The organism is Pantoea sp. X-Soil-MYKO-1785 (assembly GCF_059730675.1).
Genome location: NZ_AP036000.1, coordinates 3,843,984 through 3,869,319, shown reverse-complemented (window position 1 = coordinate 3,869,319; position 25,336 = coordinate 3,843,984). Strand labels below are relative to the sequence as shown.

Genomic DNA, 25,336 nt, shown 5'->3' with positions numbered 1-25,336 from the left:
CTTTCTTAATGCGTGGTTCAATTAAGCAAAACTCACGAACGTTAGATTTAAGGTAACAATGGGTGCGGCGTGGCCGGGATAACCGAAACAGGAAAGTTTGAGTTTAGGCGGTAATTCAGAAATTAAATGAATAAATATTGATCGGGGTTAATATTGGCGTGAATCTGACAGGATTAATAAAAATTTAATAAAAAGCAGATCTTCTGCTAATGCGGCTTATTAGCGGTGTCAGCATGACAGTTATATTACCGTTAAATAACCGCAGCACTGACGTGACAATGCGCGACTGACGCTTAGCGCGAAAGCCTGCTGCCGCAACCTGGTTGCGGCGCAAAAAAAAGCAGGCCGCAGCCTGCTTTGTTCAATATTGCCAGCTTATGACGCCAGCGACAGCGTGGGTTTGGCTTTCTGCGCCAGCCATTCTGCCACGCGGGCCTGCTGATCTTTGCTCAGCCACATGCCCTGCTTGGTACGGCGCCAGATAGCATCGTCAACTTCACGCACCCATTCATGCTGCACCAGGTAGCGTAATTCTGCTTCGTAAAACTCGTGACCGAAGTTCTCACCCAAATCCTCCAGACTCTTCGCGCCAGCCAACAGCGTTTCGGTGTTGCTGCCGTAGGTACGGGCGAAATGGCGTGCCATATTTTCGCTAATGAACGGATAACGGCGACGCAGGCTGGCGGCGTAATCTTCACGGGTACCGGAGATATTACCGCCCGGCAGCACGCAGTTCTTCGTCCAGGCCGGACCGGCATTCGGGTAGTACTTCGCCAGTTTCTCCAGCGCATGTTCCGCCAGCTTACGGTAGGTGGTCAGCTTGCCGCCGAACACTGACAGCAGCGGTGTCTGGCCGTTATCGTCACGTACATCCAGCGTGTAATCACGGGTAATCGCCTGCGGTGAATCCGATTCGTCATCACACAGCGGACGCACACCGGAGTAAGACCAGACAATATCGTCCGTGGTCAGCTGCTTTTTAAAGTGGCCATTGAACACTTTCAGCAGGTAGTCGGTTTCGCTGTCGTCGATGTGAACGTTTTTCGGATCGCCTTTGTACTCAACGTCAGTGGTGCCGATGATAGAGAATTCATCCATCCACGGGATCACAAACACGATACGGTTATCTTCGTTCTGCAGAATGTAAGCCTGCTTCTCGGTGTGCACACGCGGCACCACGATGTGGCTGCCTTTGATCAGGCGAATGCCGTAAGGCGATTTCAGCTTCAGGCTGTCATCGAACAGCTGTTTAACCCACGGGCCTGCCGCATTGACCAGGCCTTTAGCGCGCCAGGTGTAGGTTTTGCCGCTGTCGACATCTTCCGCTTCGACCATCCACAAACCGCCTTCACGCCAGGCGCGGGTCACGCGGGTGCGGGTACGCACTTCACCACCACGCTTCACCACTTCCTGCGCATTCAGTACCACCATGCGGGCATCATCTACCCAGCAGTCTGAGTATTCGAATCCGCGCGTGATTTCTGGCTTCAGGGCCGAATCCGCGCCAAAACGCAAACTCTTACTGCCTGGCAGACTGGTGCGTTTACCCAGATGATCATACATAAACAGACCGGTGCGGATCATCCACGCCGGACGCAGGTGCGGACGATGCGGCAGGCGGAAGCGCATCGGGAAAGCGATGTGCGGGGCCATTTTCAGCAGCACTTCACGTTCGGCCAGCGCTTCACTCACCAGACGAAACTCATAGTGTTCCAGGTAACGCAGGCCGCCATGAATCAGTTTTGAACTGGCAGAGGAGGTCGCGCAAGCCAGGTCCCGCGCCTCCAGCATCAGCACCGACAGTCCGCGTCCTGCAGCATCTGCTGCAATGCCGGCACCGTTGATGCCGCCGCCGATCACGATCAGGTCTTTGGTTTCCACGTCATCTCCTCCGATGTTCGGAATAGTTCATTAATGTTCGTTTTCGAGCATAATCATAATCGCAAACCAACATTGATGCCAGCTTTTAACCAGGTAAAAACAATTTTGCGTGATATAGCTAACATTCTGCCGGTGAAAAAATTACAAAGCCGCAATGATTGTCAGGTTATAGGCGTTGATTATCGGGTTACACTAGGCGTCATTGTGTAGGCGTCATTGTGACGATGTTATGAGAGACACCATGGAAACGTTTGAATGTATTAATGTGCAGCAGGCGCAGGACCGTCTGGCGCAGGGTGCCCTGCTGGTCGATATCCGTGACCCACAAAGCTTTGCCCTCGGTCATGCCGCTGGCGCGCTGCATCTGACCAACAGCAATCTCAGCGACTTTGTCGCCGGCGCGGACCACAGCCTGCCGGTGCTGGTGATGTGTTATCACGGCAACAGCAGTAAAGGTGCCGCACAATTTCTGCTGGGACAGGGATTCAGCGCCGCCTACAGCATAGATGGCGGTTTTGACGCCTGGCGTGCCGCTTTTCCCCAGCAGGTTGCTCACGGCAGCGAATAAATTGCCGCTCGTCACATGGAGAGTTACTGATGCGCATTACCCAATTTAACCAGCCGCGCATGGCGCAGGCGTTTGTTGACTACATGGCAACGCGCGGCGTCACGCTGCGCATTGAGCGTGAAAGCCACTACGTCATCATGCTGGATGATGAAAGCCAGCTGGAAATGGTCGAAAACGAACTTCAGCAGTTTGTGCAGGATCCTAACCATCCGCGCTATCAGGCGGCGAGCTGGCACAGCGGCAAAACCGACAGCGGCTTACGCTACGAGCGCAGCAACATCTGGACCAACATCCGCGAGCGCGCCGGTCCGCTGACCATGACGGTGATGCTGTTGTGCATTGCGGTTTTTATTCTGATGCAGATTGTCGGCGATCGCACCGTGATGTACTGGCTGGCGTGGCCGGATACCGATCAGCATCTTGAGGTCTGGCGCTGGTTCAGCCACGCGCTGCTGCACTTTTCACTGCTGCACATTCTGTTCAACCTGATGTGGTGGTGGTATCTGGGCGGGGCGGTAGAGAAGCGGCTCGGCAGCGGCAAGCTGTTCGTAATTATGCTGATCTCCGCGCTGCTGAGCGGCTGGATGCAGGCCAAATTCAGCGGCATCTGGTTTGGCGGTCTGTCGGGTGTGGTATATGCCCTGATGGGCTATTGCTGGCTGCGCGGCGAACGCGATCCCGACAGCGGCATCTATCTGGAACGTGGTTTAATCGGCTTCGCGCTGGTCTGGCTGGTGATTGGCTGGTTTGGCGCGTTTGGTCTGGCGATCGCTAACGCGGCGCACGTCGCCGGTCTGGTGGTCGGCTTAGCCATGGCGCTGGTCGATACGCGAAAAATCGCGCGCCGTTAGTCGGGCATTTCAGGATTAAGCGAGTCAACAGGAGAGGAACGTGAAGCAGACGCAACGTCATGACGCGATTATCGATTTAGTCCGACGTCAGGGATATGTCAGTACTGAGGAGCTGGTAGATCATTTCGAGGTGAGCCCGCAGACCATTCGTCGCGACCTGAACGATCTGGCCGATCAAAATAAGATTCAGCGCCATCACGGCGGCGCGGCGCTTCCCTCCAGTTCTGAAAACACCGCCTGGCACGATCGTAAAATGATGCTGTCGGCGGAAAAAGCGCGGATTGCGCAGCGGGTGGCCAGCCAGATCCCGGATGGTGCCACGCTGTTTATTGATATCGGCACCACGCCAGAAGCGGTGGCGCACGCGCTGCTGAACCACAACGATCTGCGGGTGGTGACCAACAACCTGAACGTGGCGATGCTGCTGATGGGGAAACCCGATTTCCGGGTGATCATCGCCGGTGGCGAAGTGCGTACCCGTGATGGGGCGGTAATGGGGGAAGCCACGCTCGATTTTATCTCTCAGTTCCGCCTTGATTACGGCATTCTCGGCATCAGCGGAATCGATATGGATGGCTCACTGCTGGAGTTCGACTATCACGAAGTGCGAACCAAGCGCGCCATCATTGAAAATTCACGCTGCGTAATGCTGGTTGCGGACCACTCTAAATTTGGCCGCAACGCGATGGTTAACCTCGGCAACATGAGCCTGCTGGATCATCTTTACACCGATAAAATGCCGCCAGCCAGCGTGATGAAAGTGATTGAGCAGCATGAGGTTCACCTCGAACTCTGCTGATTTCTCCCATCGCCAGCTGCCCGGCTGGCGTTTTTATTTGATTACTGTCGCTTTTTTCCCCACTCCCGTCTTTACTTAACACGTCGCTGGCACCCTGTTGCCAGCGACGTGCGCTTGCTCGTTTTGCTTCACCTCATTGCGTAACAGAAGGGAGTGATATGCCGCAGCAAAAATTCAATAAAGCCCGTTTCAACGCCGCATTAACCCGTCAATGGCAGCACTTAGGTCTCACCTCCGCACAACAGATGACCACGCACCAGTGGTGGCAGGCGATTAGCGCTGCGCTGGCGGAATTACTGGCTGCGCAACCGGCTCCCCGCGTCTCTGAGCGGCAGCGCCACGTTAATTATCTGTCGATGGAATTTCTGATCGGCCGTCTGACCGGCAACAACCTGCTCAATCTTGGCTGGTATGACGACCTGAAAGCGCTGCTGGCGGAGCAGCAAATCGATTTAACCGAGCTGCTGGAGCAGGAGGTTGACCCGGCGCTCGGCAACGGCGGGCTGGGCCGACTGGCTGCCTGCTACATGGACTCGATGGCCACCGTCGGTCAGTCGGCCACCGGCCATGGACTCAACTATCAGTACGGCCTGTTTCGCCAGTCTTTCGATCAGGGGCAGCAGATTGAAGCGCCGGATGACTGGCAGCGCGAACGCTATCCGTGGTTTCGCCACAATGCGGCGCTGGACGTTGAGGTCGCGATGGGCGGCAGCGTGGAGAAACTGGAGCAGGGCGGCGTGCGCTGGCAGCCCGATTTTTATCTGCGCGGCGAGGCGTGGGATCTGCCGGTTACCGGCTACCGCAATGGCACCACGCTGCCGCTGCGTTTGTGGCAGGCGACCAGCGCCCATCCTTTCGATCTGACCCGCTTTAACGACGGTCAGTTTTTGCAGGCGGAGCAGCCCGGCATTGATGCGGCAAAACTGACGAAGGTGCTCTATCCCAACGACAACCATCAGGCCGGCAAACGCCTGCGCCTGATGCAGCAATATTTCCAGTGCGCCTGTGCGGTGGCCGATATTCTGCGCCGCCATCATCTGGCGGGGCGCAGCATTCACAGCCTGCCCGATTTCGAAGTGATCCAGCTGAATGATACCCATCCGACCATCGCCATCCCCGAAATGCTGCGGCGGTTGCTGGACGAGCATCAACTGAGCTGGGATCAGGCCTGGCATATCACCAGCCGGTTATTCGCCTATACCAACCATACGCTGATGCCCGAAGCCCTGGAGCGCTGGGATGAAAAACTGATGCGCAGCCTGCTGCCGCGTCACATGTTGATTATCAAACAGATCAACCAGTGGCTGAAAAAGCAGGTGAAGCAGCGCTGGCCGGATGACAAAGCGCTATGGCACAAGCTGGCGGTGGTGGCGAACGGTGAGGTACGGATGGCGAACCTCTGCGTGGTCAGCGGTTTCGCGGTAAACGGCGTGGCGGCGTTGCACTCCAGCCTGGTGGTGACCGATCTGTTTCCGGAGTATTACCAGCTGTGGCCGCAGAAATTCCATAACGTCACCAACGGCATTACGCCACGCCGCTGGTTAAAACAGTGCAATCCGGCGCTGGCGTCCCTGATTGATGACACGCTGAAGGTGGAGTGGGTCAATAACCTTGATGCGCTCAAAGGGCTGGAAGCCTATGTCGACGATCCGGCATTTTGTCAGCGTTACCGCAGCATCAAGCAACAGAATAAAGCGCGGCTGACCGACTACATCGCGCGGCACACCGGCATTATCGTCAACCCGGATGCGATGTTCGATGTGCAGATCAAACGCTTACATGAGTACAAACGTCAGCACCTCAGCCTGCTGCATATTCTGCACTGTTATCAGACCCTGCTTGATAACCCGGACGATGCGCGTTTCATCCCGCGGGTCTTCCTGTTTGGTGCCAAGGCGGCTCCCGGCTATTACCTCGCGAAAAATATTATCTACGCTATCAATAAAGTGGCGGAGGTGGTCAACAACGATCCGCGGGTCGGCGACAAGCTCAAAGTGGTGTTCATTCCCGACTACCGCATCACCGTGGCCGAGATGATGATCCCGGCCGCAGATTTGTCTGAGCAGATCTCCACCGCCGGTTATGAAGCGTCCGGGACCGGCAATATGAAGCTGGCGCTGAACGGTGCGCTGACCATCGGCACGCTCGACGGCGCTAATGTTGAAATCGCTGAACAGGTCGGCGAGGAGAATATCTTTATCTTCGGTCACCGCGTGGATGAGGTGAAAGCGCTGAAAGCCGCCGGGTATAACCCGAAAAAAGTGCGCAAGCAGAATAAGCAGCTCGACGCGTTACTTAAATCGCTGGAGAAGGGCAAATTCAGCGACGGGGACAAACAGGCGTTTGACCTGATGCTGGCCAGCCTGACCAAAAATGGCGATCCGTGGCTGGTGCTGGCAGATTTTCAGGCCTACATCGAGGCACAGCAACGCGTAGAAGCGCTGTGGCGCGACCCGCTGAGCTGGACCCGAGCCGCCATCCTTAACACCGCGCGAACCGGCATGTTCAGCTCGGATCGCGCTATTCGGGATTATCAGCAACGTATCTGGCAGGCAGCGCGCTAAGGAGCAGCATGAAACAGAACTCACTTGATCAGGCCGCCCATGCGGCCGGTATTTCACTGGATTACATCAACGTTAACGGCGAGAAGGAAGCGATCGGCGACGACACCAAACGCGCATTGCTGGCGGTGATGGGCGATCCTCATGATGCAAAGAAGTCACCCTTACCGCCGGTCGCGGTGTTCAGCGGCAGCGGTAAACGTCAGCTCACGCCGCAGGGCAGCGGTGTTTATCACTGGCAGCTCCAGACCGAGAAGGGCAAGCAGCTCAGCGGTGAACTGACGGCCGGCCAACCCTTTACGTTGCCGGGTCCGCTGGCGCAGGGCTATCACCAGCTGACGCTGAGTAAGGGAAAAAAGCAGTGGCAGACCCGGATCATTGTCACGCCGCGCCGCTGCTATCTGCCGCCGGCGCTGGACGCGGGCGAGAAGCGCTGGGGCGCACTGGTACAGCTCTATACGGTGCGTTCGGCGCACAACTGGGGCATCGGTGACTTCGGCGATCTGCAGACGCTGCTGGAGCAGCTGGCGGCCCGCGGCGGCGATTTCGTCGGGCTTAATCCGCTGCATGCGCTCTATCCGGCCAGCGCCGATTTTGCCAGCCCCTACAGTCCATCGTCGCGTCGCTGGCTGAACATTATCTATATCGACGTCGGTCAGGTGGTCGACTTCCAGCAAAGCCCGGCGGCGCAGAAATGGTGGAAAAGCGCCAAAACGCAGCGGGCGCTGAGCAAAGCGCGTGAGGCGGAGCTGGTCGATTATGAGGCGGTGATGGCGCTTAAGCTGGCCGCGCTGCGCCTCGCCTGGGCACACTTCCAGGCGCGGGATGCAGAGAGCGAAGATAAACAGTCGTGGGCGGCCTTTGTCCGTGAGGGCGGAGACAGCCTGCGCTATCAGGCGGCCTATGATGGCATCCAGCTTGAGCGGCGGGCGGGCAATGCGCAGCACTGGGGCTGGCTCGCGTGGCCGGAAGGCTGGCGTAACAGTCAGTTGCCGGAGGTGCAGCACTGGTGCGAACAGCATGAAGAGGAAATCGCCTTCTGGCAGTGGTTGCAGTGGCTGGCACAGCAGCAGTTCTCCCGCTGCTGGTCGCGCAGCCAGGCGCTGGGGATGAGCGTGGGTCTCTACCGCGATCTGGCGGTCGGCGTGGCGGAAGGCAGTGCCGAAACCTGGCACGATCCGGAACTGTATCGTCTGCAGGCATCAATTGGCGCGCCGCCCGACCGCCTCGGTCCGCTGGGCCAGTACTGGGGCTTACCGCCGATGGATCCGCACGTCATGCAGGCGCGGGGTTATCAGCCGTTTATCGACATGCTGCGTGCCAATATGCGCGACTGCGGCGCATTGCGTATCGACCATGTGATGTCGCTGCTGCGTCTGTGGTGGGTGCCGGCCGGGGAAACGGCCGATAAAGGGGCTTACGTGGCCTATCCGGTTGATGATCTGCTCGGCATTCTGGCGCTGGAGAGCCACCGGCTGCGCTGTATGGTGATCGGGGAGGATCTTGGCACCGTACCGAAAGAGATCGTCAGCCTGCTGCGTAAAAGCGGGGTGTTTTCGTGGAAGGTGCTGTGGTTTGAGCAGGAGAAAAACGGCAGCTATCGCGCACCGGCGGCCTATCCGCGCCAGTCAATTGCCAGCGCCAGTACCCATGATTTGCCTACGCTGACCGGGTTTTGGGAGCAGGGCGATCTGTCACTGGGTGAGAAGATTGGCCTCTATCCGGGGGATGCGGTTAAGGCGCTGCATCAGCAGCGGGCAGAGCAGAAGCAGGCGCTGCTTGATGCGCTGCATCAGGCGGGCGCTCTACCGGCTCGCAGCCCGAAAAAAGCCGATAAGCTGGCGATGACGCCGACGCTGAATCGGGCGATACATCGCTTTCTGGCCGATACCGACAGCGCCTTGCTGGGCCTGCAGCCGGAGGACTGGCTCGGCATGACCACGCCGGTGAATGTGCCGGGCACGGTTGAGCAATACCCCAACTGGCGGCGCAAACTGAGTAAAACGCTGGAAGAGATGTTTGCTGACGAGGAAGTGAATAAGCTGCTTAAAGCGGTCAGCAAGCAGCGTAAGCCTGGCTGAACAGATCAGCGCGACAGCCGGGCTGTCGCGCCTGATCATTAATAGAAAGAGTGTTCACCGCGCTGATGCTCGGTGATATCGCGCACGCCTTTCAGCTCCGGGAAGGCGGCCAGCAGCTCTTTCTCGATGCCATCTTTCAGGGTGACGTCGATCATGGAACAGCCGTTACAGCCGCCGCCGAACTGCAGGATGGCGTAACCGTCATCGGTGATCTCCATCAGCGACACGCGACCACCGTGGCCAGCCAGCTGTGGGTTGATCTGCGCCTGCAGCAGATACTCAACGCGCTCTACCATCGGCGCATCGTCAGAGACCTTACGCATTTTGGCGTTAGGCGCTTTCAGCGTCAGCTGCGAACCGAGGTTATCGGTGACGAAATCGATTTCAGCGTCTTCCAGATACGGCGCGCTCAGTTCGTCAACGTAGGCGGAGAGCTTTTCGAACTTCAGCTCGGTATCCGTCGCTTCAACCGCATCGGGTGGGCAATAAGAGACACCGCATTCGGCAGTTGGCGTACCCGGGTTAATCACGAATACGCGAATCTGGGTGCCATCTTCTTGTTTGGATAGCAGTTTGGAAAAATGCTCTTGGGCAGAATCAGTAATTCGGATCATGTCGATTGCTCAATAGTTGACTAATTTAGTTGGTTATAATACGCCCATCAATGACGCTCTACAAGGTACGGCACAGGCACCAGATCTGCACGCTGGCCGCGCCCTGCGCCAGTAACAGGCGACTGATTTCTTCTACCGTACTGCCGGTGGTGACTACGTCATCCAGCAGGGCGATATGGCGTCCGTGCACCGCCATTTCAAGGCGGAAGGCACCGCGTAAGTTTCTGCGGCGCTGGCGGGCGTTCAACTGATGCTGTAACGCCCCTTGTCGCTGACGATGCAATCCCATCCCCCGCTCGCAACCCAGCCAGTGTGCCAGCGGTGCGGCCAGCAGATCGGTTTGGTTGTAGCCGCGCTGCCAGCATCGTCGCGGGTGCAGCGGGACCGATAGTAGCAGGTCAGGGCGTGGCAGGTTGCCACGTCGGTAGCTATCCTGCCAGCTTAGCAAAAGCAGCCGCGCCAGCATCACCCTGAGTGCGGTAACGCGAGAAAATTTGAGCTGATTAACCCAGCGACTGAACGGCGGACAGTAACTGTTAACGCAGATCAGCGCCTGCCACGGCGGCGGCTTCAGCAGACAGCGTCCGCAGGGCAGCCGCAGGTTACCGGCCGGTAATCCACAGCGCGGGCAGAGCAGCGGCAGGGCGGGCAGCTGGCGTAAACAGCGGCTGCACAGGCCGTGTTGCGCGATCCGCAACGGTAACCGGCATAGCCAACACAGGGCAGGCATTGATAGCATAGCGACCTCCTTATCATTTTCGGGATAGTAACTGATGACGTCGCTTTACTGGCACACCTGTGGAACAGGGAATGTTGATCTTGTACTGCTGCACGGATGGGGACTGAATGCGGAAGTCTGGCAAAGCATTATTCCTCGACTCAGCCCGCACTATCGCCTGCATCTGGTCGATCTGCCCGGCTATGGTCGCAGCCAGGACTTCGGCGCGCTGACGCTGGCCGAAATGGCGCAGCAGTTACTGCCAATGCTGCCGCAGCAGGCGATCGTCGCAGGCTGGTCGCTGGGAGGACTGGTGGCAACCCAGCTGGCGCTGACCGTGCCGGATCGGCTGCGTGCGCTGATTACCGTCGCCTCCTCCCCCTGCTTCACCGCCACCGCAGAGTGGCCAGGTATCAAACCTGATACGTTGCACAATTTTCAGCAGCTGCTCAGCAATGATTTTCAGCGCACGGTCGAGCGCTTTCTGGCGCTGCAGACGCTGGGAACAGAGACCGCCCGGGCCGATGCGCGCCAGCTGAAAGAGGTGGTACTGTCGCAGCCGATGCCGCCGGTGGCGGTGCTGGATAGCGGACTGGATATTTTGCGGCAGGTCGATCTGCGTAGCGCGCTGCCGCAGATCGACCTGCCGTTCCTGCGGCTGTATGGCGCACTGGATGGCCTGGTGCCGCGCAGCATTGCTGCCCGCCTCGATCAGACGCTGCCCGCTTCGCCTTCGTGGGTGATAGACAAGGCGGCCCATGCGCCTTTTATTTCCCATCCAGAGGCGTTTTGTCAGCAGATTATGAAGTTCATCAACGATTTGCTGACATAATTGCGCCAGTGACTGGCAAAATTGCCGGTAGCGGTAATACTTCTCTTCGTGAGCAAGGCCGCTGCATTTTTATGTGATTAGTCACGGAGGACTATGCCGTTCCATGCTGCCTTACGCGATTCGCGGCTGCTTACATCTCACAATGGACCATGAATGAGGGTAAACATAATGAAGGTTTTTAAATGGGTTGTGGCTTCAATGATGATGGGCGCGATTTCATTTTCTGCAATGGCAGCGAAAGAGGTCACCAAAGAAGAAGTTAAAACGATGAACCTGCAGAAAATTGGTACGGTTAATACCACGGCGGAAACCACCTCGCCAATGGATGCGAAAAAAGTGCTGTCACAGCTTGCTGATGAGAAAGGGGGGAAATACTTCCTGGTCATCGCAGGCCGCGAGCACGGTAAATTCAGCGCCACGGCTGACGTCTATAAATAATTAGCGTAGCCACATAAACTGCCAGGCATCCAGCCTCACCGGCTGGGTGCCATCAATCTTTCTGCCGCTCACCACATCCTGCAACGTATGTGCTACCGGCAACCTCGTCTCTATCGGGCGTCCGCTGAGATTAAACACGCACAGTAATCCGTCACCGCTTTCTGGCTGATGCCGCCGCATCACCAGCAGCGCATTTTCGCTGTCGTAGAGCGTCATCGGGTTATCGGGATGAAACGCCGGCTGACGACGACGCAGCTGAATCAGTTTACCCAGTTGGGTATAGATTTGCTGGCGCAGCCAGTCACCTCCTGCCAGCGCCGCCTCAATCTCTTTGAGAGGGTACTTTTGACGGTTTATCGCCCGGTTATGTCCTGCCGCCCGCACGCCATCATAGTGGTTGCGTGAGCCAAGAATGCTCTGAATATAGATAGCCGGCACGCCGGGGAAGGCCAGCAGAATGGCATGTGCCAGTAAAAATCGCTGCAGGCGGGTCGCGTCATCATCGGTTTCGCGGTTTAACGCATCCAGATAGGTGACGTTGATTTCATACGGGCTGGTGCTGCCGTCCGGGTTGTTTTTATAGGAGACCAGCGCGCCCTCCAGCGCCAGATCGCGCACCAGCGCCACGATCTCTACCTCGCTCAGAATGCCGCGTGCCGGATTCAGCCCGATACCGTCGTGCGACGCCAGGAAGTTGAAAAAGGTGGTGTCATTACTGCTGAGATCGAGGCTGCTGGCCCACTGCCGCAGGGCGCGCGCCGAGCCGGTATGGATGCCGTGCAGCACCAGCGGCGGCAGTGAAAACTGGTAGACCATCTGCGCCTCATCATGGCCGTTGCCCAGATAGCTGATGTTGTCCTGATGCGGCACATTGGTCTCGGTGATAATTACCGTGCCCGGCGCGACAATGTCGGCGATGGCACGGAACAGTTTCACCAGCTGATGGGTCTTTTCCAGATGAATGCAGCGGGTGCCGGGCGTTTTCCACATGTAGCCCACCGCATCCAGCCGCACATAATCGGCCCCGCGTTTCAGGTAGTCGAGCAGCACGTTGACCATCCGCAGCAGCACCGCCGGATTGGCAAAGTTGAGGTCAATCTGATCGGCGCTGAAGGTGGTCCAGATAAAGCGGGTTTCACCATCGGCCATCTGATACGGCGTCAGCAGCGGTGAGGTGCGCGGCCGCGTTACCGCGCTGAGGTCGGTGGCGGGCGGCATGCTGATAAAGAAGTCATCCCAGCCGGGGTCCTGCGCCAGAAAGTGTCTGAACCACGCGCTGTGCGACGACATATGATTACAGACAAAATCAAACATCAGCCGGGTTTCCTGATGCAGCCGTGCAACGTCCTGCCAGTCGCCACACAGCGGATCAACCTGATGATAATCAATCACCGAGAAGCCATCGTCAGACGACCAGGGGAAGAACGGTAGCAGATGCACCAGCGGGAAAATAGATTGCAGGTGCTGCTGATAAAAGCGCGAAAAGGTGCTGAGCGTCGGTTTGTCGGCTTCGCGAAACTGATCGGCGTAGCTGATTAGCACCACGTCCTGTTCATCCCAGTGCGCTTTACGCGGCAGCTTAATGGCATCGCGCGCTTGCGCAATATCCGCCAGCAGCTGGGTACGCATTGCCGCGGGAAAAGTGCCAGCATAAATCTTATCGATTAGATCGGTGATCGTTTCCATCGTGAGTTGGGTGCCACAGCAGGTGTTGTTTTTATGACAGGCGTCTTTCTAGCGTAGCGTTACGGCGGGGATTTTCCACTGAGGGAGTGAGATTGAAAGGGGGGCAAGCTGCGCCCCCCTGAAAAACCTAGCGTTTTTTACCGAATGCGGCGGCCAGCGCATCGCCCATCGCGCTGTTACCGGCTGGCTGACTGGCGGGACGAGGACGTCCTTTGCCGCCGGCGGGCCGTTTGTCGTCGCGCGGCGCGGCGTTCTTCGCGCCACCACGGGCGTTGCCTTCACCGGGCTGCTCATCCAGACGCATCGTCAGGGCAATTCGCTTACGCGGCAGGTCGACTTCCATCACCTTCACTTTGACGATATCACCCGCTTTCACCACCTGATGAGGATCGTCGACGAAGCGGTCGGAGAGCGACGAGATGTGTACCAGACCATCCTGATGCACCCCGATATCGACGAACGCGCCGAAGTTGGTGACGTTGGTTACTGCACCTTCCAGAATCATGCCCGGCGTCAGGTCGTTCAGCGTTTCGACGCCTTCAGCAAACTGCGCGGTTTTAAATTCAGGACGCGGGTCGCGGCCCGGTTTCTCCAGCTCTTTCATGATGTCGGTTACGGTCGGTAAACCGAAACGCTCATCGGTGAAATCGTGGGCGCGCAGGTTACGCAGGCTACCAGCGTTGCCCATCAGGTCGCTCAGCGCCTGTTCGGTGGCGGCCAGAATCCGCTCCACCACCGGATAGGCTTCCGGGTGGACGGTCGAGGCATCAAGCGGGTTGTCGCCATGATTAATGCGCAGGAAGCCGGCACACTGTTCAAAGGCTTTTGGGCCCAGACGGCTGACTTTCAGCAGCTGCTGACGATTCTGGAACCGTCCGTTCTCATCACGCCAGCCGACAATATTCTGCGCCATCATTCGCGTCAGGCCGGCAACGCGGGTCAGCAGGGGCACCGAGGCGGTATTCAGATCCACACCGACGGCGTTGACACAGTCTTCCACCACCGCATCCAGTTTTTTCGCCAGCTGACTCTGACTGACGTCATGCTGGTACTGGCCGACACCGATCGATTTCGGGTCGATCTTCACCAGCTCCGCCAGCGGATCCTGCAGACGACGCGCAATGGAGACCGCGCCGCGCAGCGAAACATCGAGATCCGGGAACTCCAGCGCCGCCAGTTCAGACGCCGAGTAAACCGAGGCACCGGCTTCGCTGACAATCACTTTCTGCGCCGTGACCTGCGGGAACTGCTGTTGCAGATCGAGGAAAAAACGCTCGGTTTCGCGCGATGCGGTCCCGTTGCCAATCGCCACCAGCTCAACCTGATGTTTGATGCAGAGCGCGGCCACGGCGGCAGCCGCTTTCGCCGTCTGGCCGGTGTGCGGATAGACGGTGTCGGTCGCCACCAGTTTGCCGGTCGCATCCACGACCGCCACTTTGACACCGGTACGCAGACCCGGATCGAGACCCATGGTGGCGCGCATGCCGGCCGGTGCCGCCATCAGCAGATCGTGCAGGTTGCGGGCGAAAACGTTGATCGCTTCATCTTCAGCACGCTCGCGTACCGTGCCCATCAGCTCGGTTTCCAGATGCAGCATCACCTTGATGCGCCAGGTCCAGCTGACCACCGCTTTGCGCCAGCTGTCCGCCGGAGCGTTATTCAGACGCAGGTTAAGGTGCTCGGCAATCAGCGTTTCGCCATGGCTTTCACGTGGCGCTTCATCGAACTGCGGATCGGCGTTGAGCGACAGCTGCAGTACGCCTTCGTTACGGCCACGCAGCATCGCCAGCGCGCGGTGCGACGGCACGCTGCTCAGCGCTTCATGGTGATCGAAATAGTCGCGGAACTTGGCACCCGCTTCCTCTTTGCCTTCCACCACGCGCGAGACCAGATGGGCATTTTTCCACAGGTAGTTACGCACTTTGGCCAGCAGGGCGGCGTCTTCGGCGAACCGCTCCATCAGGATATAGCGGGCGCCATCCAGCGCAGCGCGCACGTCGGCCACGCCTTTATCGGCGTCGACGTAGCGTTCAGCCAGCTGTTCAGGCGAGTGGGACGGATCCTGCCATAAGGTATCGGCCAGCGGTTCCAGACCGGCTTCAATCGCGATCTGGCCACGGGTGCGGCGCTTCGGTTTATACGGCAGATAGAGATCTTCAAGCTCGGTCTTGCTGAGGGTGGTATTGATGGCGCGAGCAAGGTCGTCGGTGAGTTTACCCTGCTCGTCAATCGACTTCAGAATCGACTGACGGCGCTCTTCAAGTTCACGCAGATAGCTGAGGCGGGTTTCCAGCTGGCGCAGTTGGGTGTCATCCAGCCCACCGGTGACCTCTTTACGATAACGTGCGATAAACGGCACGGTATTCCCTTCATCCAACAGGCGAACGGCGGCATCAACTTGCTCTGCCCGCGCCTGTAGCTCACTGGCAATTATCTGGCTCAGAACTTTCATCATCAGGACTGTCTTGCTTTCGGGGTTGAGAAATAGCCGACAGTTATACGGATTGATGGTTGAAAATGCCAGAGATGCGGCCGGCTTTCAGCGATATTCTGAATCACCCTTCCTGATAGCGGATTTCATTGACATACCACAGCGCCGGACCGGCTGGCGTCTCGACGGTAGCGGCATCACCGACCTCTTTTTTCAGCAGCGCTCGCGCCATCGGCGAGTCAATGGAGATGTAATCTTTGCGGCCGAAAATCTCATCATAGCCAACGATGCGAAAGCGCTTAATGTCACCGTCATCGTTTTCAATTTCGACCCAGGCACCAAAGAACACTTTGCCATCCTGCTGCGGCGAATAGTCAACGATGCGCAACTGCTCCAGACTTTTGGTCAGGTAACGCACACGGCGATCGATTTCACGCAGACGCTTTTTATTGTACTGATAGTCGGCATTTTCACTGCGATCGCCGAGGCTGGCAGCCCAGGTGACTTTTTTGGTCACTTCCGGTCGCTCTTCACGCCACAGGTAGTCGAGTTCTGCTTTCAGCTTATCGAAGCCTTCGCGGGTAATCAGTCGGGTTTTCATGCTGCACTGGCCAGAAAGAGTCAAAGAGCGTCAGTGTAAGGCAAAGGGGGCGTGGCAAAAAAGAGTCGGGGAAAGGGTTTTTAAAGTCTAAAAACCCGCGTTGACTTCCCCGGCGGCGAAAAGGGTTGCTGCAAAAGCGTGTCTGAAGCTGAGAGCGGCCGAAGCCAATAAAGCAGAGGGTAAGAATTATTTTCCGGCGTGGGTCGCCGTGGTCGTCGAGGTGCTGCCGTGTCCGTCACCGCCGCCACCGGCGGTAGCCAGTGCAACACCGAGCAGGGCGGCAACCGCGCCGACGCCGATGGCATTAGAGTTCCCCTGGGCAGTGGTGGTCGCCTGAGCGCCCGCCGCTTCACCGGTCGCGGTGGCGGCGTAAGTTGGGCTGACGCTGCTAAATGCCAGCGCGCTCAGCAGTAAAATTGTTTTTTTCATTGTGTTATCCCCGTTGAGACGTCAATTGATGCCAGAGCAGTCTGGTTGAAATTATCCGGGGCGAAAAGTTGGCTTTACTGATTGATTTAATGCACTTTATTTTTAAATGGCCTTGCTAAAGGCGTCGCTCAAATTAATCCGAGAGGAGTCAGGCGGGAATAAACGGTTTGCTGGGATTTTATGCTGCGAAAGCGGCAATGCTGTAGATTATCTGGAGCTAATCAATAATGATGGCTGATGTTTAAGTCAAATTCTCTGTTAACCTGTTGAATTTGCTGACTGAATAAAAGCTGGCGCGCTTCTGACGCCAGCGATGAAGAGAAAACGGGGCGATATTTCGGAATTGCCGTAATTCTGTTATCCCCGGCTGAAAAGCGGTTATATCCCGGACCTGATGCGGATAAATTAAATATAAGCTGCTGTTTAATATGCTTTGTAACAATTTCGGCTAGAATATAAACCATTAATGACTGTCACTATAAGGCATCTTTTTTTAACAATGTTGGCTCAGGCAATAGCGCCTTTGGGAGTTGAAAATGCAAGAGAACTACAAAATTCTGGTCGTCGATGATGATATGCGTCTGCGTGCACTGCTGGAACGCTATCTCACCGAGCAGGGCTTTCAGGTGCGCAGTGTTGCTAACGCCGAGCAGATGGACCGTTTGTTAACCCGTGAATCTTTTCATTTGATGGTGCTCGACCTGATGTTACCTGGCGAAGATGGTCTTTCGATCTGTCGCCGTCTGCGCAGCCAGAGCAATCCGATGCCGATCATCATGGTGACCGCCAAGGGCGAAGAAGTAGATCGCATCGTCGGGCTGGAAATTGGCGCGGATGACTACATCCCGAAACCGTTTAACCCGCGTGAGCTGCTGGCCCGTATCCGGGCGGTACTGCGTCGTCAGGCCAATGAACTGCCTGGCGCACCTTCGCAGGAAGAGGCGGTCATCGCCTTTGGTAAGTTCAAGCTTAACCTGGGGACCCGTGAGATGTTCCGTGAAGATGAGCCAATGCCGCTCACCAGCGGCGAGTTCGCGGTGCTGAAAGCGCTGGTCAGCCATCCTCGTGAGCCGCTGTCGCGCGATAAGCTGATGAACCTGGCACGTGGCCGCGAATACAGCGCCATGGAACGCTCGATCGACGTACAGATCTCCCGCCTGCGTCGTATGGTGGAAGAGGACCCGGCGCATCCGCGTTATATCCAGACCGTCTGGGGCCTGGGCTACGTCTTTGTGCCGGACGGCAGTAAAGCATGAGGCGACTGCGCTTCTCGCCACGCAGTTCGTTTGCCCGCACTCTGCTGTTGATCGTGACCCTGCTGTTTGTCAGCCTGGTCACGACCTACCTGGTGGTGCTGAACTTCGCCATTCTTCCCAGTCTGCAACAGTTCAATAAGGTGCTGGCCTACGAAGTGCGTATGCTGATGACCGACCGGTTGCAGCTGGAAGATGGCACGCAGCTGGAAGTGCCACCGGCGTTTCGCCGGGAAATCTACCGCGAACTGGGGATCTCGCTCTATACCAATGCAGCAGCAGAGGAGAGCGGATTGCGATGGGCGCAGCACTATGAATTCCTGAGCGAGCAGATGGGCCAGCAGCTTGGCGGTCCGACCGATGTGCGAGTGGAAGTTAACAAGAACTCGCCGGTGGTGTGGCTGAAAACCTGGCTGTCACCCGACATCTGGGTGCGGGTGCCGCTGACCGAAATCCATCAGGGCGATTTTTCGCCGCTGTTCCGCTACACCCTGGCGATTATGCTGCTGGCGATTGGCGGTGCCTGGCTGTTTATTCGCATTCAGAACCGACCGCTGGTCGATCTGGAGCACGCCGCCTTGCAGGTCGGACGCGGCATTATTCCGCCGCCGTTGCGCGAATATGGCGCCTCGGAGGTGCGTTCGGTTACCCGCGCCTTTAACCAGATGGCGGCAGGCGTCAAGCAGCTGGCCGACGATCGCACCCTGCTGATGGCGGGCGTCAGCCATGATTTGCGTACCCCGCTGACCCGCATTCGTCTCGCCACCGAGATGATGAGCGAGCAGGATGGTTACCTGGCCGAGTCGATTAATAAAGATATCGAAGAGTGCAACGCCATCATTGAGCAGTTCATCGACTACCTGCGTACCGGTCAGGAGATGCAGACCGAGCGCGCCGATCTCAACAGCGTGCTGGGTGAGGTGGTGGCCGCGGAGAGCGGATATGAACGTGAGATTGAAAATGCGGTGATGCCGGAAGAGCTGATGCTGGATATCAATCCGCTGTCGATCAAACGCGCGCTGGCGAATCTGGTGGTCAACGCGGCGCGCTACGGGAATGGCTGGATCAAGGTCAGTAGCGGACGGGAACTGCATCGCGCCTGGTTTCAGGTGGAAGATGATGGTCCGGGTATTAAGCCGGATCAGCTGGCGCATCTGTTCCAGCCGTTTGTGCGCGGTGATAGCGCCCGCAGCACCAGCGGCACCGGGCTGGGACTGGCGATTGTGCAGCGTATTATCGATGCGCATCAGGGATCGCTGGAGATTGGCGAGAGTGAACGCGGCGGGTTACGCATCCGTGCCTGGCTGCCGTTAGTCGAGACCCTGGCGCTGAGCCATAACAACAGCAGCAACAGCGTTTCAGGCTGATAAAACCGGCGCGGGCAGGCTGCCGCGCCGGTTATTGTTAGCGTTGCGGACCGGCTTTTACCAGCGCCGCGCCGACTTGGTTGTCGGTATATTTAGCGAAATTATCAATAAACCGCTGCGCCAGACCCTCGGCTGCCGCGGTCCACTGCTCCTCACTTTCCCAGCTGCGGCGCGGATCGAGCGTAGCGGCATCCAGCTCACCCAGGTTCACCGGCATCTGCAGATTAAAAATCGGCAGGGTTTCTGTCGGTGCATCATCCAGTTCACCGGCCAGGATCGCATTGATGATGGCGCGGGTATTCTTCAGAGAGATACGTTTGCCGCTGCCGTTCCAGCCGGTGTTAACCAGATAAGCCTGTGCCCCGGCCGCTTCCATCCGTTTCACCAGCACTTCGGCGTACTGCGTCGGATGCAGCGTCAGGAACGCCGCGCCGAAGCAGGCGGAGAAGGTTGGGGTCGGCTCAGTCACACCGCGCTCGGTACCGGCCAGTTTGGCGGTGAAGCCCGACAGGAAATGATACTGGGTCTGCTCCGGGGTCAGGCGGGAGACCGGTGGCAGCACGCCAAAGGCATCGGCGGTCAGGAAGATCACTTTCTTCGCGTGGCCCGCTTTGGAGACCGGCCGCACAATGTTGTCGATGTGGTTGATCGGATAGGAGACGCGGGTATTCTCGGTTTTGCTCCCGTCGGCATAATCGACAGTGCCATCTTCGCGCACTACCACATTCTCCAGCAGCGCATTGCGGCGAATTGCACGGTAGATTTCCGGCTCGGCCTGCTCAGAGAGGTTAATGGTTTTGGCGTAGCAGCCACCCTCGAAGTTAAACACTCCGTCGTCGTCCCAGCCGTGCTCATCATCGCCAATCAGCTGACGATCCGGGTCGGTAGAGAGCGTGGTTTTGCCGGTGCCGGACAGGCCAAAGAACACCGCGACGTCGCCCGCTTTGCCGACGTTGGCGGAACAGTGCATTGAGGCGATGCCTTTCAGCGGCAGCAGGTAGTTCATCACTGCGAACAGCCCTTTTTTCATCTCGCCGCCGTACCAGGTTCCGCCAATCAGCTGCATGCGCTCGGTCAGGTTAAAGGCGACGAAGTTCTCTGAATGCAGCCCCTGCGCCTGCCAGTCCGGGTTAGTGCACTTCGCACCGTTCATCACCACGAAGTCGGGAGTAAAGCTGGCCAGCTCCGTCTCATCCGGCTGGATAAACATGTTTTTCACGAAGTGCGCCTGCCAGGCCACCTCGGTGACGAAGCGCACGCTCAGACGGGAGTCGGCATTGGCCCCGCAGAAAGCATCCACCACAAACAGGCGCTTGCCGGAAAGCTGGCGGGTGACGCACGCTTTCAGCGCGTTCCAGGTTTCCTGGGACAGCGGCTGATTGTCGTTTTTGCCGGTGCCCTGGTCATTCCACCACAGGGTATCGCGCGTGGTGTCGTCACGCACAATGTACTTATCCTTTGGCGATCGCCCGGTGAATATCCCGGTATCCACAGCAATCGCGCCGCTCTGCGTCAGGGTGCCGCGTGCAAAACCATCGAGGTCCGGGCGTGTCTCTTCCTGAAACAGCGTGTCGTAATCAGGGTTGTAGACCACTTCCGTGGTATCCACGATGCCCAAAGCGGCAAGGTCTTGCGAGGTCAGGCCGTTAACGCGCATTTTACTGCTCCTTAAATCGGTGTCTGTTCTGCAAAGCAGAGATAGGTTGGGATCGTGCCGCCCGACACCCTTCATTGAGGATTAACAGCGAGTCGCCAGCTTGCCGCGTCCGAAAAGCAGGCTGGTTCAGGCATCTGCCTCTGGATTATGGGCGGCTGCACGATCGCGCGCAGTTTACTCCTCTGCGTTTCGGGAAAAAGTCTGGCGATCTAAAAATGCGACTCAGGGCGCGTTAAGACTATGTTTCGAACGTTTTGAAGATGTTATGAAAGTAAAAAAAGATAATTTCTCAAGAAAATTATGGGGATAGGCGGAGCGGGGCGGGAAAGGGCGGCCAAAGCCGCCCGATAAATCAGTGCAGACGGTCGCTGTTCTCAAGTGAATGGCTACGGATGCCGGCAATATCGACAGCATCAAACACGTAGTTTGAGCCGCAATAATCACAGTGCATGTCGATTTTGCCATCTTCCGCGATGATCTCATCGACCTCTTCCTGCGGCAGCGTTTTCAGCACTTCGCCACAGCGCTCACGTGAGCAGGTGCATTTGTAGATCACCGGCTGCGGATCGTAAAGGGTCGCTTCTTCCTGGTGATAAAGACGCCACAGCACTTCATTGGCTGGCAGATCGATCAGCTCGTCGGTTTTGATGGTTTCGGTCAGGGTTGCCAGATGGTCGAACGCTTCTTTCTCAGTCTCCTGCGCCGGCATAACCTGCAGCAGGATACCGGCTGCGCCTTTCTCGCTGGTGCGGATAAACAGCCGCGTCGGCAGCTGCTCTGAGCGCATGAAGTAATCTTCCAGGCATTCGGCAAGCGTCTCGCCTTCCAGCCCGACCACGCCCTGATAGCGTTCACCTTTCTCCGGCGAGATGGTGATCACCAGATAGCCGTTGCCGACCATGCTTTTCAGCGTGCTGTCGGCCGGAATCTCGCCTTTAATCCGCGCCACGCCGCGCAGCTCCTGGTTGTTGTTGCCGTTAATCACCGCCAGCGACAACGGACCGTCACCCTGCAGCTGCACGGTGATTTCGCCGTCAAACTTCAGCGTGGCGGTCAGCAGGCTGGTCGCGACCAGCATCTCACCCAGCAGGGTATTCACCGCGGCCGGATAGTCGTGATTCTTCACGGTTTCGCGCCAGGTGTTAGAGACGTTCACCAGCTCGCCACGTACCGCGGCATTTTCAAACAGATAACGGTGCAGTTGATCCTGGACTGACATATTTTTTTCTCTCGTTGGGGCGGGGCGGTGACGCGTCTGTTAAGACGGCGCTACTCATCGCCCGATAATTTAAACTTCATCAAATCGCGACGCTCTTTCTTATCTGGTCGCCGATCGGGATGTGGCATCGTCAGGGCATTCATCTTGCGCGCCTGCGCCACTTTCTCGCGTTTTTCGATGCTGGCATCCGTTTCCCGGTAGAGCTGCTGGGCTTCACTGGCCGGGCGACGTTGATTGCTGATCTCCGCGACCACTACCGTCCGTTCATCGTTGCCCTGGCGGAGTGTCAGCTCTGCATTCAACTCCACCAGCTTGCCGGGTTTGCTGCGCTGACCGTTGTAGTGCACCTTGCCGCCTTCAATCATCTCGCGCGCCAGCGCACGGGTTTTGTAAAAGCGGGCTGCCCACAGCCACTTATCGAGGCGCACGCCTTCGCTGCTTTTCTCTTTCATTGCTGCTCCTGACTCAGATCAGCGTCTGGTAATCGCTCACCGCGACGTGACGCTCGAAGATTTGCTCAGGACGGCCCGAATCGGGATTACTTACGCCTAAGCACCAGCCGATGCCGGCTAACGTCGCCGCATCCAGAATCACTTCGTTGTCATCGATAAACAGCGTACGCCGTGCGCAATAGCCAGTGTGCTGTTGTACCGCCTGCCATAAACGTTGGTCTTCTTTCGGATACCCAAAGGTATGGGTAGAAAGTAATAAATCAAGGTGTGGCGCTAAACCTGTCTGCGCCAGTTTGACGTCCAGATTGTAAGGATGCGCATTGGTGAGCAGGATGGTGCGCTTGCCTGCGCGTCGCAGCGCCTGCAGAAACGGCAGCGTATCGGCACGAAGCGTCACGCGGCTGCGCAGTTCCCAGGTCATGGTGCGGATATCCAGCGCCAGTGCCTGCGCCCAGTAATCCAGACAATACCAGTTTAGCGTATGGGCTACGGCCTGATACTTTTCCGCGATGATCTGTTGCGCCTCATCCGGCGTGATGCCGCGTTGCTGGCTGAGGACTGCAGGCACATGCTCCAGCCAGAAATGACGGTCAAACGCCAAATCCAGCAGCGTGCCGTCCATATCCAGCAGTACGGTATCAATCTCAGACCAGTCGACGATCATGGTGTCTCACCCTGTAAAAAACCGGGCGACAGGGTAGCACAAAAGGGCAGGGCTCAGAATAACGAGCGCACGCCCTGCAAAGTGCCGAGGTTATGGTTGAAGCACTTGTCGTAATAGTGCTGGATGTCGATCATCCGCTGACGATTACGGTGCATGCGGCGCAGCGCCAGCAGACCGTTAATCACGGCGCAGGCGACCAGCACCAGCAGCAGCAGGGCGGTGCCGAGATAACGCCACTGCGCCATCGCATCCGGTTCATTATGCAGCGCGATGTGGCGCGTACCGTTGGCATCGGTCGACAGGCTGGTGATGATGCCGCTGGCGCTGAACGGCGTATGCAGCAGCATGGCGGACATACGCTGCAACTCGCGCCACTGAGACGGCGGATCGAGGTCAAACAGGGAAACGGTCGGCTGAGGCTGATTCACCAGCTGGCGACCCTCATCGCTGACAATCAGGAAACCGCCTGGCGGTGGGCTGTTAAGATTTTCCGCTGCGCGCCGGGTTTCACGAAAGAAGAAGGTTGAGGTGGCGGTATTCACCAGATTTTCCAGCGCCTCGGCACTGACCGGGCGCAGCAGCACATTCATGCCGTTCAGCTGACCCGAATCGGCTCGGCGCACCAATGCTTCCCAGTCTTTCGCGTTGCCTAAATTAACCAGCGCGTTCTTCAGCCGTACGCAATCCTGCGGCTGATTACATAAATCCTGAGTCTTCATCACCAGATCGGAGAAATCATCCAGCAGGATCATGCCGGATTTCTGAATCGCTGAGGCCAGCTGCGGGTTCAGTTTAGGATCGGTGTTAGTTTCCGGGTGCAGCTGCCGGTTGGTGGTATCCAGCAGGGCTGTGGCCTTGTCGATGATGTCCGACTGCGGCTGCGGCAGAGGCGTCGCGTTATTCCAGTACACCGCCGAGCAGTCGAACGGCATAAAGGCGTAAGTGCGGTTGCTCTGATAGTTGTCAGGCACCGAACACATGCCGGTGCCCGTGACCTTGAGGTTGTCACCGATATTCAATGCCACGCTGCTGAGCTTATCAACGCTGTTTACTTCCAGGCTATCAGTGCCTTTGGCCCAGGCCAGACTGAGTTTGATCGGCATACTGAGCGGGATCCACGTCACCAGCAGAGCCAGTACCACCAGCGAACCACAGGCCAGCACTACATTTTTACGCCAGCGCTGAATGGGAAAGTTTTTCACCTCATCCTGCAGCGACAGGAACCGGCCCTGACGCACTACCTGGCGGTTCAGGTAGATTTCCACGTCGGTAACCTGACCGAGATCGTGCGCCACATAAGGTTGCCAGTGCGGCGGGTAGGCGAGATCGATAATCCCCAGCGTGATGTTGCTCTGCTCCTGATTGGACTCGCTAAACAGACCCCAGCGCTTCGGCGCGCCGCGCAGACAGTGAATATCACGCAGGCCGCGTTCACCGGGAACGCGATAGAGCAGCCACAGGCTGGCGGCAATCATCGCGGCGCCAGCCAGCACCAGCCAGATCATCAGGGTGGCCGGCACCAGCAGGCTGAAGAAGAATAACAACAGGGCGAGCGAGATAATGACCGCTTCACGCGTGCCATCCGGGCGTGACAGACGATACTCTTCCGGCGTCTCTTTACGCACCTTAAGCAGTTCAACGCTCTCGGTTTCCGCTTTGCGGATTGACGCATTGGTTGAGACCGGACGCATCAGCGTCGGCAGGCTTTGCTGATCAACGGCGTAATCGACCAGTGAATGACCGTTTAAGGAGATCACCAGCGGGATTGACTGGGTCCGGATCAGTTCAACGTAGTTTTCATCGGTGATGTACTGCTCCCACAGCGGCGGCAGATGAACTTCGACCTCATCGAGGTAGTAGCGCCATTTATGCGGATCGTCGGTCGACAGGCCATAGCGGGTAATCGCGCGGGTGACCGGATAGACGTTATTACTTTGTGCGGTCAGGGTCAGACGTTCAGGCGCGGCGCGTTTGTCGCTGGTAACGGTGGTGCGCGGTTGCTTTTCCAGCGCAGCGACATACTTATCGACCGCTTTACGTTCCTGATCAGACAGTTTGCGGCAGGGCGGACTGATAAATGGCAGTGGTTTCGCCAACGGCGGACGATGCCGCATAGCGTACCAAAACCCAATGCCTGCCAGAATTGAACAGGTTAGCACTATGGCCAATATCGTAAAGATTGTGCTCATACTCTGCTCAACTCAGCCAAAATGCTGCCTTCACTTTAAACTTAC

Annotated in this window: 22 protein-coding genes; 9 read left to right on the top strand and 13 right to left on the bottom strand. The window is 57.4% G+C overall.

Features of this window, described 5'->3' with window-relative positions; all coding sequences use genetic code 11:
- Positions 1-375: 375 nt before the first annotated feature.
- Complete coding sequence (gene glpD / locus AC6I8D_RS18405; protein ID WP_312054334.1) at positions 376-1,881, bottom strand: glycerol-3-phosphate dehydrogenase; 1,506 nt, start codon at positions 1,879-1,881, stop codon at positions 376-378.
- A gap of 241 nt (positions 1,882-2,122) precedes the next feature.
- Between glpD and glpE the strand changes: the two genes are divergently transcribed.
- From glpE to malQ, 5 genes are all read left to right on the top strand, one after another.
- Positions 2,123-2,449, top strand: a complete 327-nt coding sequence (gene glpE, locus AC6I8D_RS18400; protein ID WP_069729423.1) for a thiosulfate sulfurtransferase GlpE — start codon at positions 2,123-2,125, stop codon at positions 2,447-2,449.
- A 29-nt stretch (positions 2,450-2,478) separates the two neighbouring features.
- On the top strand, positions 2,479-3,300 hold the full coding sequence (gene glpG / locus AC6I8D_RS18395; protein WP_497820562.1) for a rhomboid family intramembrane serine protease GlpG: 822 nt from the start codon (positions 2,479-2,481) through the stop codon (positions 3,298-3,300).
- A 40-nt stretch (positions 3,301-3,340) separates the two neighbouring features.
- A complete protein-coding gene (locus tag AC6I8D_RS18390; protein WP_312054338.1) occupies positions 3,341-4,099 on the top strand; it encodes a DeoR/GlpR family transcriptional regulator in 759 nt (252 codons plus the stop codon).
- A gap of 158 nt (positions 4,100-4,257) precedes the next feature.
- Positions 4,258-6,663, top strand: coding sequence for a maltodextrin phosphorylase (malP, locus tag AC6I8D_RS18385; protein WP_312054339.1), 2,406 nt, complete (start codon positions 4,258-4,260; stop codon positions 6,661-6,663).
- Between the two features lie 8 nt (positions 6,664-6,671).
- Positions 6,672-8,741 carry a 4-alpha-glucanotransferase gene (gene malQ, locus AC6I8D_RS18380; protein WP_497820561.1) on the top strand — a complete coding sequence of 690 codons (2,070 nt, stop codon included), beginning with the start codon at positions 6,672-6,674 and terminating at the stop codon, positions 8,739-8,741.
- A 38-nt stretch (positions 8,742-8,779) separates the two neighbouring features.
- Here the strand turns inward: malQ and nfuA are convergent, their stop codons facing one another.
- Both nfuA and gntX read right to left on the bottom strand, forming a co-directional pair.
- Entirely contained in the window at positions 8,780-9,355 is a 576-nt protein-coding gene (gene nfuA, locus AC6I8D_RS18375) for a Fe-S biogenesis protein NfuA (protein ID WP_031375648.1), read from the bottom strand.
- A gap of 58 nt (positions 9,356-9,413) precedes the next feature.
- Complete coding sequence (gene gntX / locus AC6I8D_RS18370; protein WP_312054342.1) at positions 9,414-10,094, bottom strand: DNA utilization protein GntX; 681 nt, start codon at positions 10,092-10,094, stop codon at positions 9,414-9,416.
- A 34-nt stretch (positions 10,095-10,128) separates the two neighbouring features.
- On the opposite strand from gntX, the gene bioH reads away from it, so the two are divergent.
- Together bioH and AC6I8D_RS18360 are read left to right on the top strand one after the other, a co-directional pair.
- Positions 10,129-10,905 carry a pimeloyl-ACP methyl ester esterase BioH gene (gene bioH, locus AC6I8D_RS18365; RefSeq protein WP_497820560.1) on the top strand — a complete coding sequence of 259 codons (777 nt, stop codon included), beginning with the start codon at positions 10,129-10,131 and terminating at the stop codon, positions 10,903-10,905.
- A gap of 168 nt (positions 10,906-11,073) precedes the next feature.
- The gene (locus AC6I8D_RS18360; RefSeq protein ID WP_312054344.1) at positions 11,074-11,343 is read left to right on the top strand and encodes a YdgH/BhsA/McbA-like domain containing protein; all 270 of its coding nucleotides are present in this window, start codon (positions 11,074-11,076) and stop codon (positions 11,341-11,343) included.
- Here the strand turns inward: AC6I8D_RS18360 and AC6I8D_RS18355 are convergent, their stop codons facing one another.
- The 5 genes from AC6I8D_RS18355 to AC6I8D_RS18335 all read right to left on the bottom strand — a co-directional run bounded on the left by AC6I8D_RS18355 (position 11,344) and on the right by AC6I8D_RS18335 (position 16,954).
- Positions 11,344-13,029 carry a sugar phosphorylase gene (locus tag AC6I8D_RS18355; RefSeq protein WP_497820559.1) on the bottom strand — a complete coding sequence of 562 codons (1,686 nt, stop codon included), beginning with the start codon at positions 13,027-13,029 and terminating at the stop codon, positions 11,344-11,346. It lies immediately after the preceding gene.
- Positions 13,030-13,156: 127 nt separating this feature from the next.
- Complete coding sequence (locus AC6I8D_RS18350; protein ID WP_312758883.1) at positions 13,157-15,484, bottom strand: Tex family protein; 2,328 nt, start codon at positions 15,482-15,484, stop codon at positions 13,157-13,159.
- Positions 15,485-15,584: 100 nt separating this feature from the next.
- Positions 15,585-16,061 carry a transcription elongation factor GreB gene (gene greB, locus AC6I8D_RS18345; protein ID WP_312054349.1) on the bottom strand — a complete coding sequence of 159 codons (477 nt, stop codon included), beginning with the start codon at positions 16,059-16,061 and terminating at the stop codon, positions 15,585-15,587.
- Positions 16,062-16,247: 186 nt separating this feature from the next.
- A complete protein-coding gene (yjbE, locus tag AC6I8D_RS18340; RefSeq protein ID WP_312054351.1) occupies positions 16,248-16,490 on the bottom strand; it encodes an exopolysaccharide production protein YjbE in 243 nt (80 codons plus the stop codon).
- 221 nt (positions 16,491-16,711) lie between these two features.
- Complete coding sequence (locus tag AC6I8D_RS18335; protein ID WP_497820558.1) at positions 16,712-16,954, bottom strand: hypothetical protein; 243 nt, start codon at positions 16,952-16,954, stop codon at positions 16,712-16,714.
- A gap of 72 nt (positions 16,955-17,026) precedes the next feature.
- Between AC6I8D_RS18335 and ompR the strand changes: the two genes are divergently transcribed.
- The gene (ompR, locus tag AC6I8D_RS18330) at positions 17,027-17,746 is read left to right on the top strand and encodes an osmolarity response regulator transcription factor OmpR (protein WP_001157751.1); all 720 of its coding nucleotides are present in this window, start codon (positions 17,027-17,029) and stop codon (positions 17,744-17,746) included.
- Positions 17,743-19,110 carry a two-component system sensor histidine kinase EnvZ gene (envZ, locus tag AC6I8D_RS18325; RefSeq protein WP_031375655.1) on the top strand — a complete coding sequence of 456 codons (1,368 nt, stop codon included), beginning with the start codon at positions 17,743-17,745 and terminating at the stop codon, positions 19,108-19,110. The genes ompR and envZ overlap by 4 nt, the downstream gene beginning before the upstream one ends.
- Positions 19,111-19,147: 37 nt before the next feature.
- Here the strand turns inward: envZ and pckA are convergent, their stop codons facing one another.
- From pckA to AC6I8D_RS18300, 5 genes are all read right to left on the bottom strand, one after another.
- Positions 19,148-20,767: a phosphoenolpyruvate carboxykinase (ATP) gene (pckA, locus tag AC6I8D_RS18320; protein ID WP_497820557.1), complete on the bottom strand. Its 1,620-nt coding sequence runs from the start codon at positions 20,765-20,767 to the stop codon at positions 19,148-19,150.
- 352 nt (positions 20,768-21,119) lie between these two features.
- A complete protein-coding gene (gene hslO, locus AC6I8D_RS18315) occupies positions 21,120-21,986 on the bottom strand; it encodes an Hsp33 family molecular chaperone HslO (RefSeq protein ID WP_312054356.1) in 867 nt (288 codons plus the stop codon).
- 50 nt (positions 21,987-22,036) lie between these two features.
- Positions 22,037-22,438, bottom strand: a complete 402-nt coding sequence (gene hslR, locus AC6I8D_RS18310) for a ribosome-associated heat shock protein Hsp15 (protein WP_312054358.1) — start codon at positions 22,436-22,438, stop codon at positions 22,037-22,039.
- Between the two features lie 13 nt (positions 22,439-22,451).
- Positions 22,452-23,102 (bottom strand): GMP/IMP nucleotidase, encoded by a 651-nt coding sequence (gene yrfG, locus AC6I8D_RS18305; protein ID WP_312054360.1) that lies wholly within the window; start codon positions 23,100-23,102, stop codon positions 22,452-22,454.
- Positions 23,103-23,155: 53 nt separating this feature from the next.
- The gene (locus AC6I8D_RS18300; protein ID WP_312054362.1) at positions 23,156-25,291 is read right to left on the bottom strand and encodes an intracellular growth attenuator family protein; all 2,136 of its coding nucleotides are present in this window, start codon (positions 25,289-25,291) and stop codon (positions 23,156-23,158) included.
- Between the last annotated feature and the right edge of the window lie 45 nt (positions 25,292-25,336).

Coding starts and splice junctions, on each gene's coding strand:
- hslR (WP_312054358.1), bottom strand. CDS start 22,438: ATGAAAGAGAAAAGCAGCGAAGGCGTGCGCCTCGATAAGTGGCTGTGG.
- yrfG (WP_312054360.1), bottom strand. CDS start 23,102: ATGATCGTCGACTGGTCTGAGATTGATACCGTACTGCTGGATATGGAC.
- yjbE (WP_312054351.1), bottom strand. CDS start 16,490: ATGAAAAAAACAATTTTACTGCTGAGCGCGCTGGCATTTAGCAGCGTC.
- pckA (WP_497820557.1), bottom strand. CDS start 20,767: ATGCGCGTTAACGGCCTGACCTCGCAAGACCTTGCCGCTTTGGGCATC.
- AC6I8D_RS18360 (WP_312054344.1), top strand. CDS start 11,074: ATGAAGGTTTTTAAATGGGTTGTGGCTTCAATGATGATGGGCGCGATT.
- greB (WP_312054349.1), bottom strand. CDS start 16,061: ATGAAAACCCGACTGATTACCCGCGAAGGCTTCGATAAGCTGAAAGCA.
- glpE (WP_069729423.1), top strand. CDS start 2,123: ATGGAAACGTTTGAATGTATTAATGTGCAGCAGGCGCAGGACCGTCTG.
- AC6I8D_RS18335 (WP_497820558.1), bottom strand. CDS start 16,954: ATGGTTTATATTCTAGCCGAAATTGTTACAAAGCATATTAAACAGCAG.
- glpG (WP_497820562.1), top strand. CDS start 2,479: ATGCGCATTACCCAATTTAACCAGCCGCGCATGGCGCAGGCGTTTGTT.
- gntX (WP_312054342.1), bottom strand. CDS start 10,094: ATGCTATCAATGCCTGCCCTGTGTTGGCTATGCCGGTTACCGTTGCGG.
- bioH (WP_497820560.1), top strand. CDS start 10,129: ATGACGTCGCTTTACTGGCACACCTGTGGAACAGGGAATGTTGATCTT.
- nfuA (WP_031375648.1), bottom strand. CDS start 9,355: ATGATCCGAATTACTGATTCTGCCCAAGAGCATTTTTCCAAACTGCTA.
- hslO (WP_312054356.1), bottom strand. CDS start 21,986: ATGTCAGTCCAGGATCAACTGCACCGTTATCTGTTTGAAAATGCCGCG.
- AC6I8D_RS18355 (WP_497820559.1), bottom strand. CDS start 13,029: ATGGAAACGATCACCGATCTAATCGATAAGATTTATGCTGGCACTTTT.
- AC6I8D_RS18350 (WP_312758883.1), bottom strand. CDS start 15,484: ATGATGAAAGTTCTGAGCCAGATAATTGCCAGTGAGCTACAGGCGCGG.
- AC6I8D_RS18300 (WP_312054362.1), bottom strand. CDS start 25,291: ATGAGCACAATCTTTACGATATTGGCCATAGTGCTAACCTGTTCAATT.
- envZ (WP_031375655.1), top strand. CDS start 17,743: ATGAGGCGACTGCGCTTCTCGCCACGCAGTTCGTTTGCCCGCACTCTG.
- malQ (WP_497820561.1), top strand. CDS start 6,672: ATGAAACAGAACTCACTTGATCAGGCCGCCCATGCGGCCGGTATTTCA.
- ompR (WP_001157751.1), top strand. CDS start 17,027: ATGCAAGAGAACTACAAAATTCTGGTCGTCGATGATGATATGCGTCTG.
- malP (WP_312054339.1), top strand. CDS start 4,258: ATGCCGCAGCAAAAATTCAATAAAGCCCGTTTCAACGCCGCATTAACC.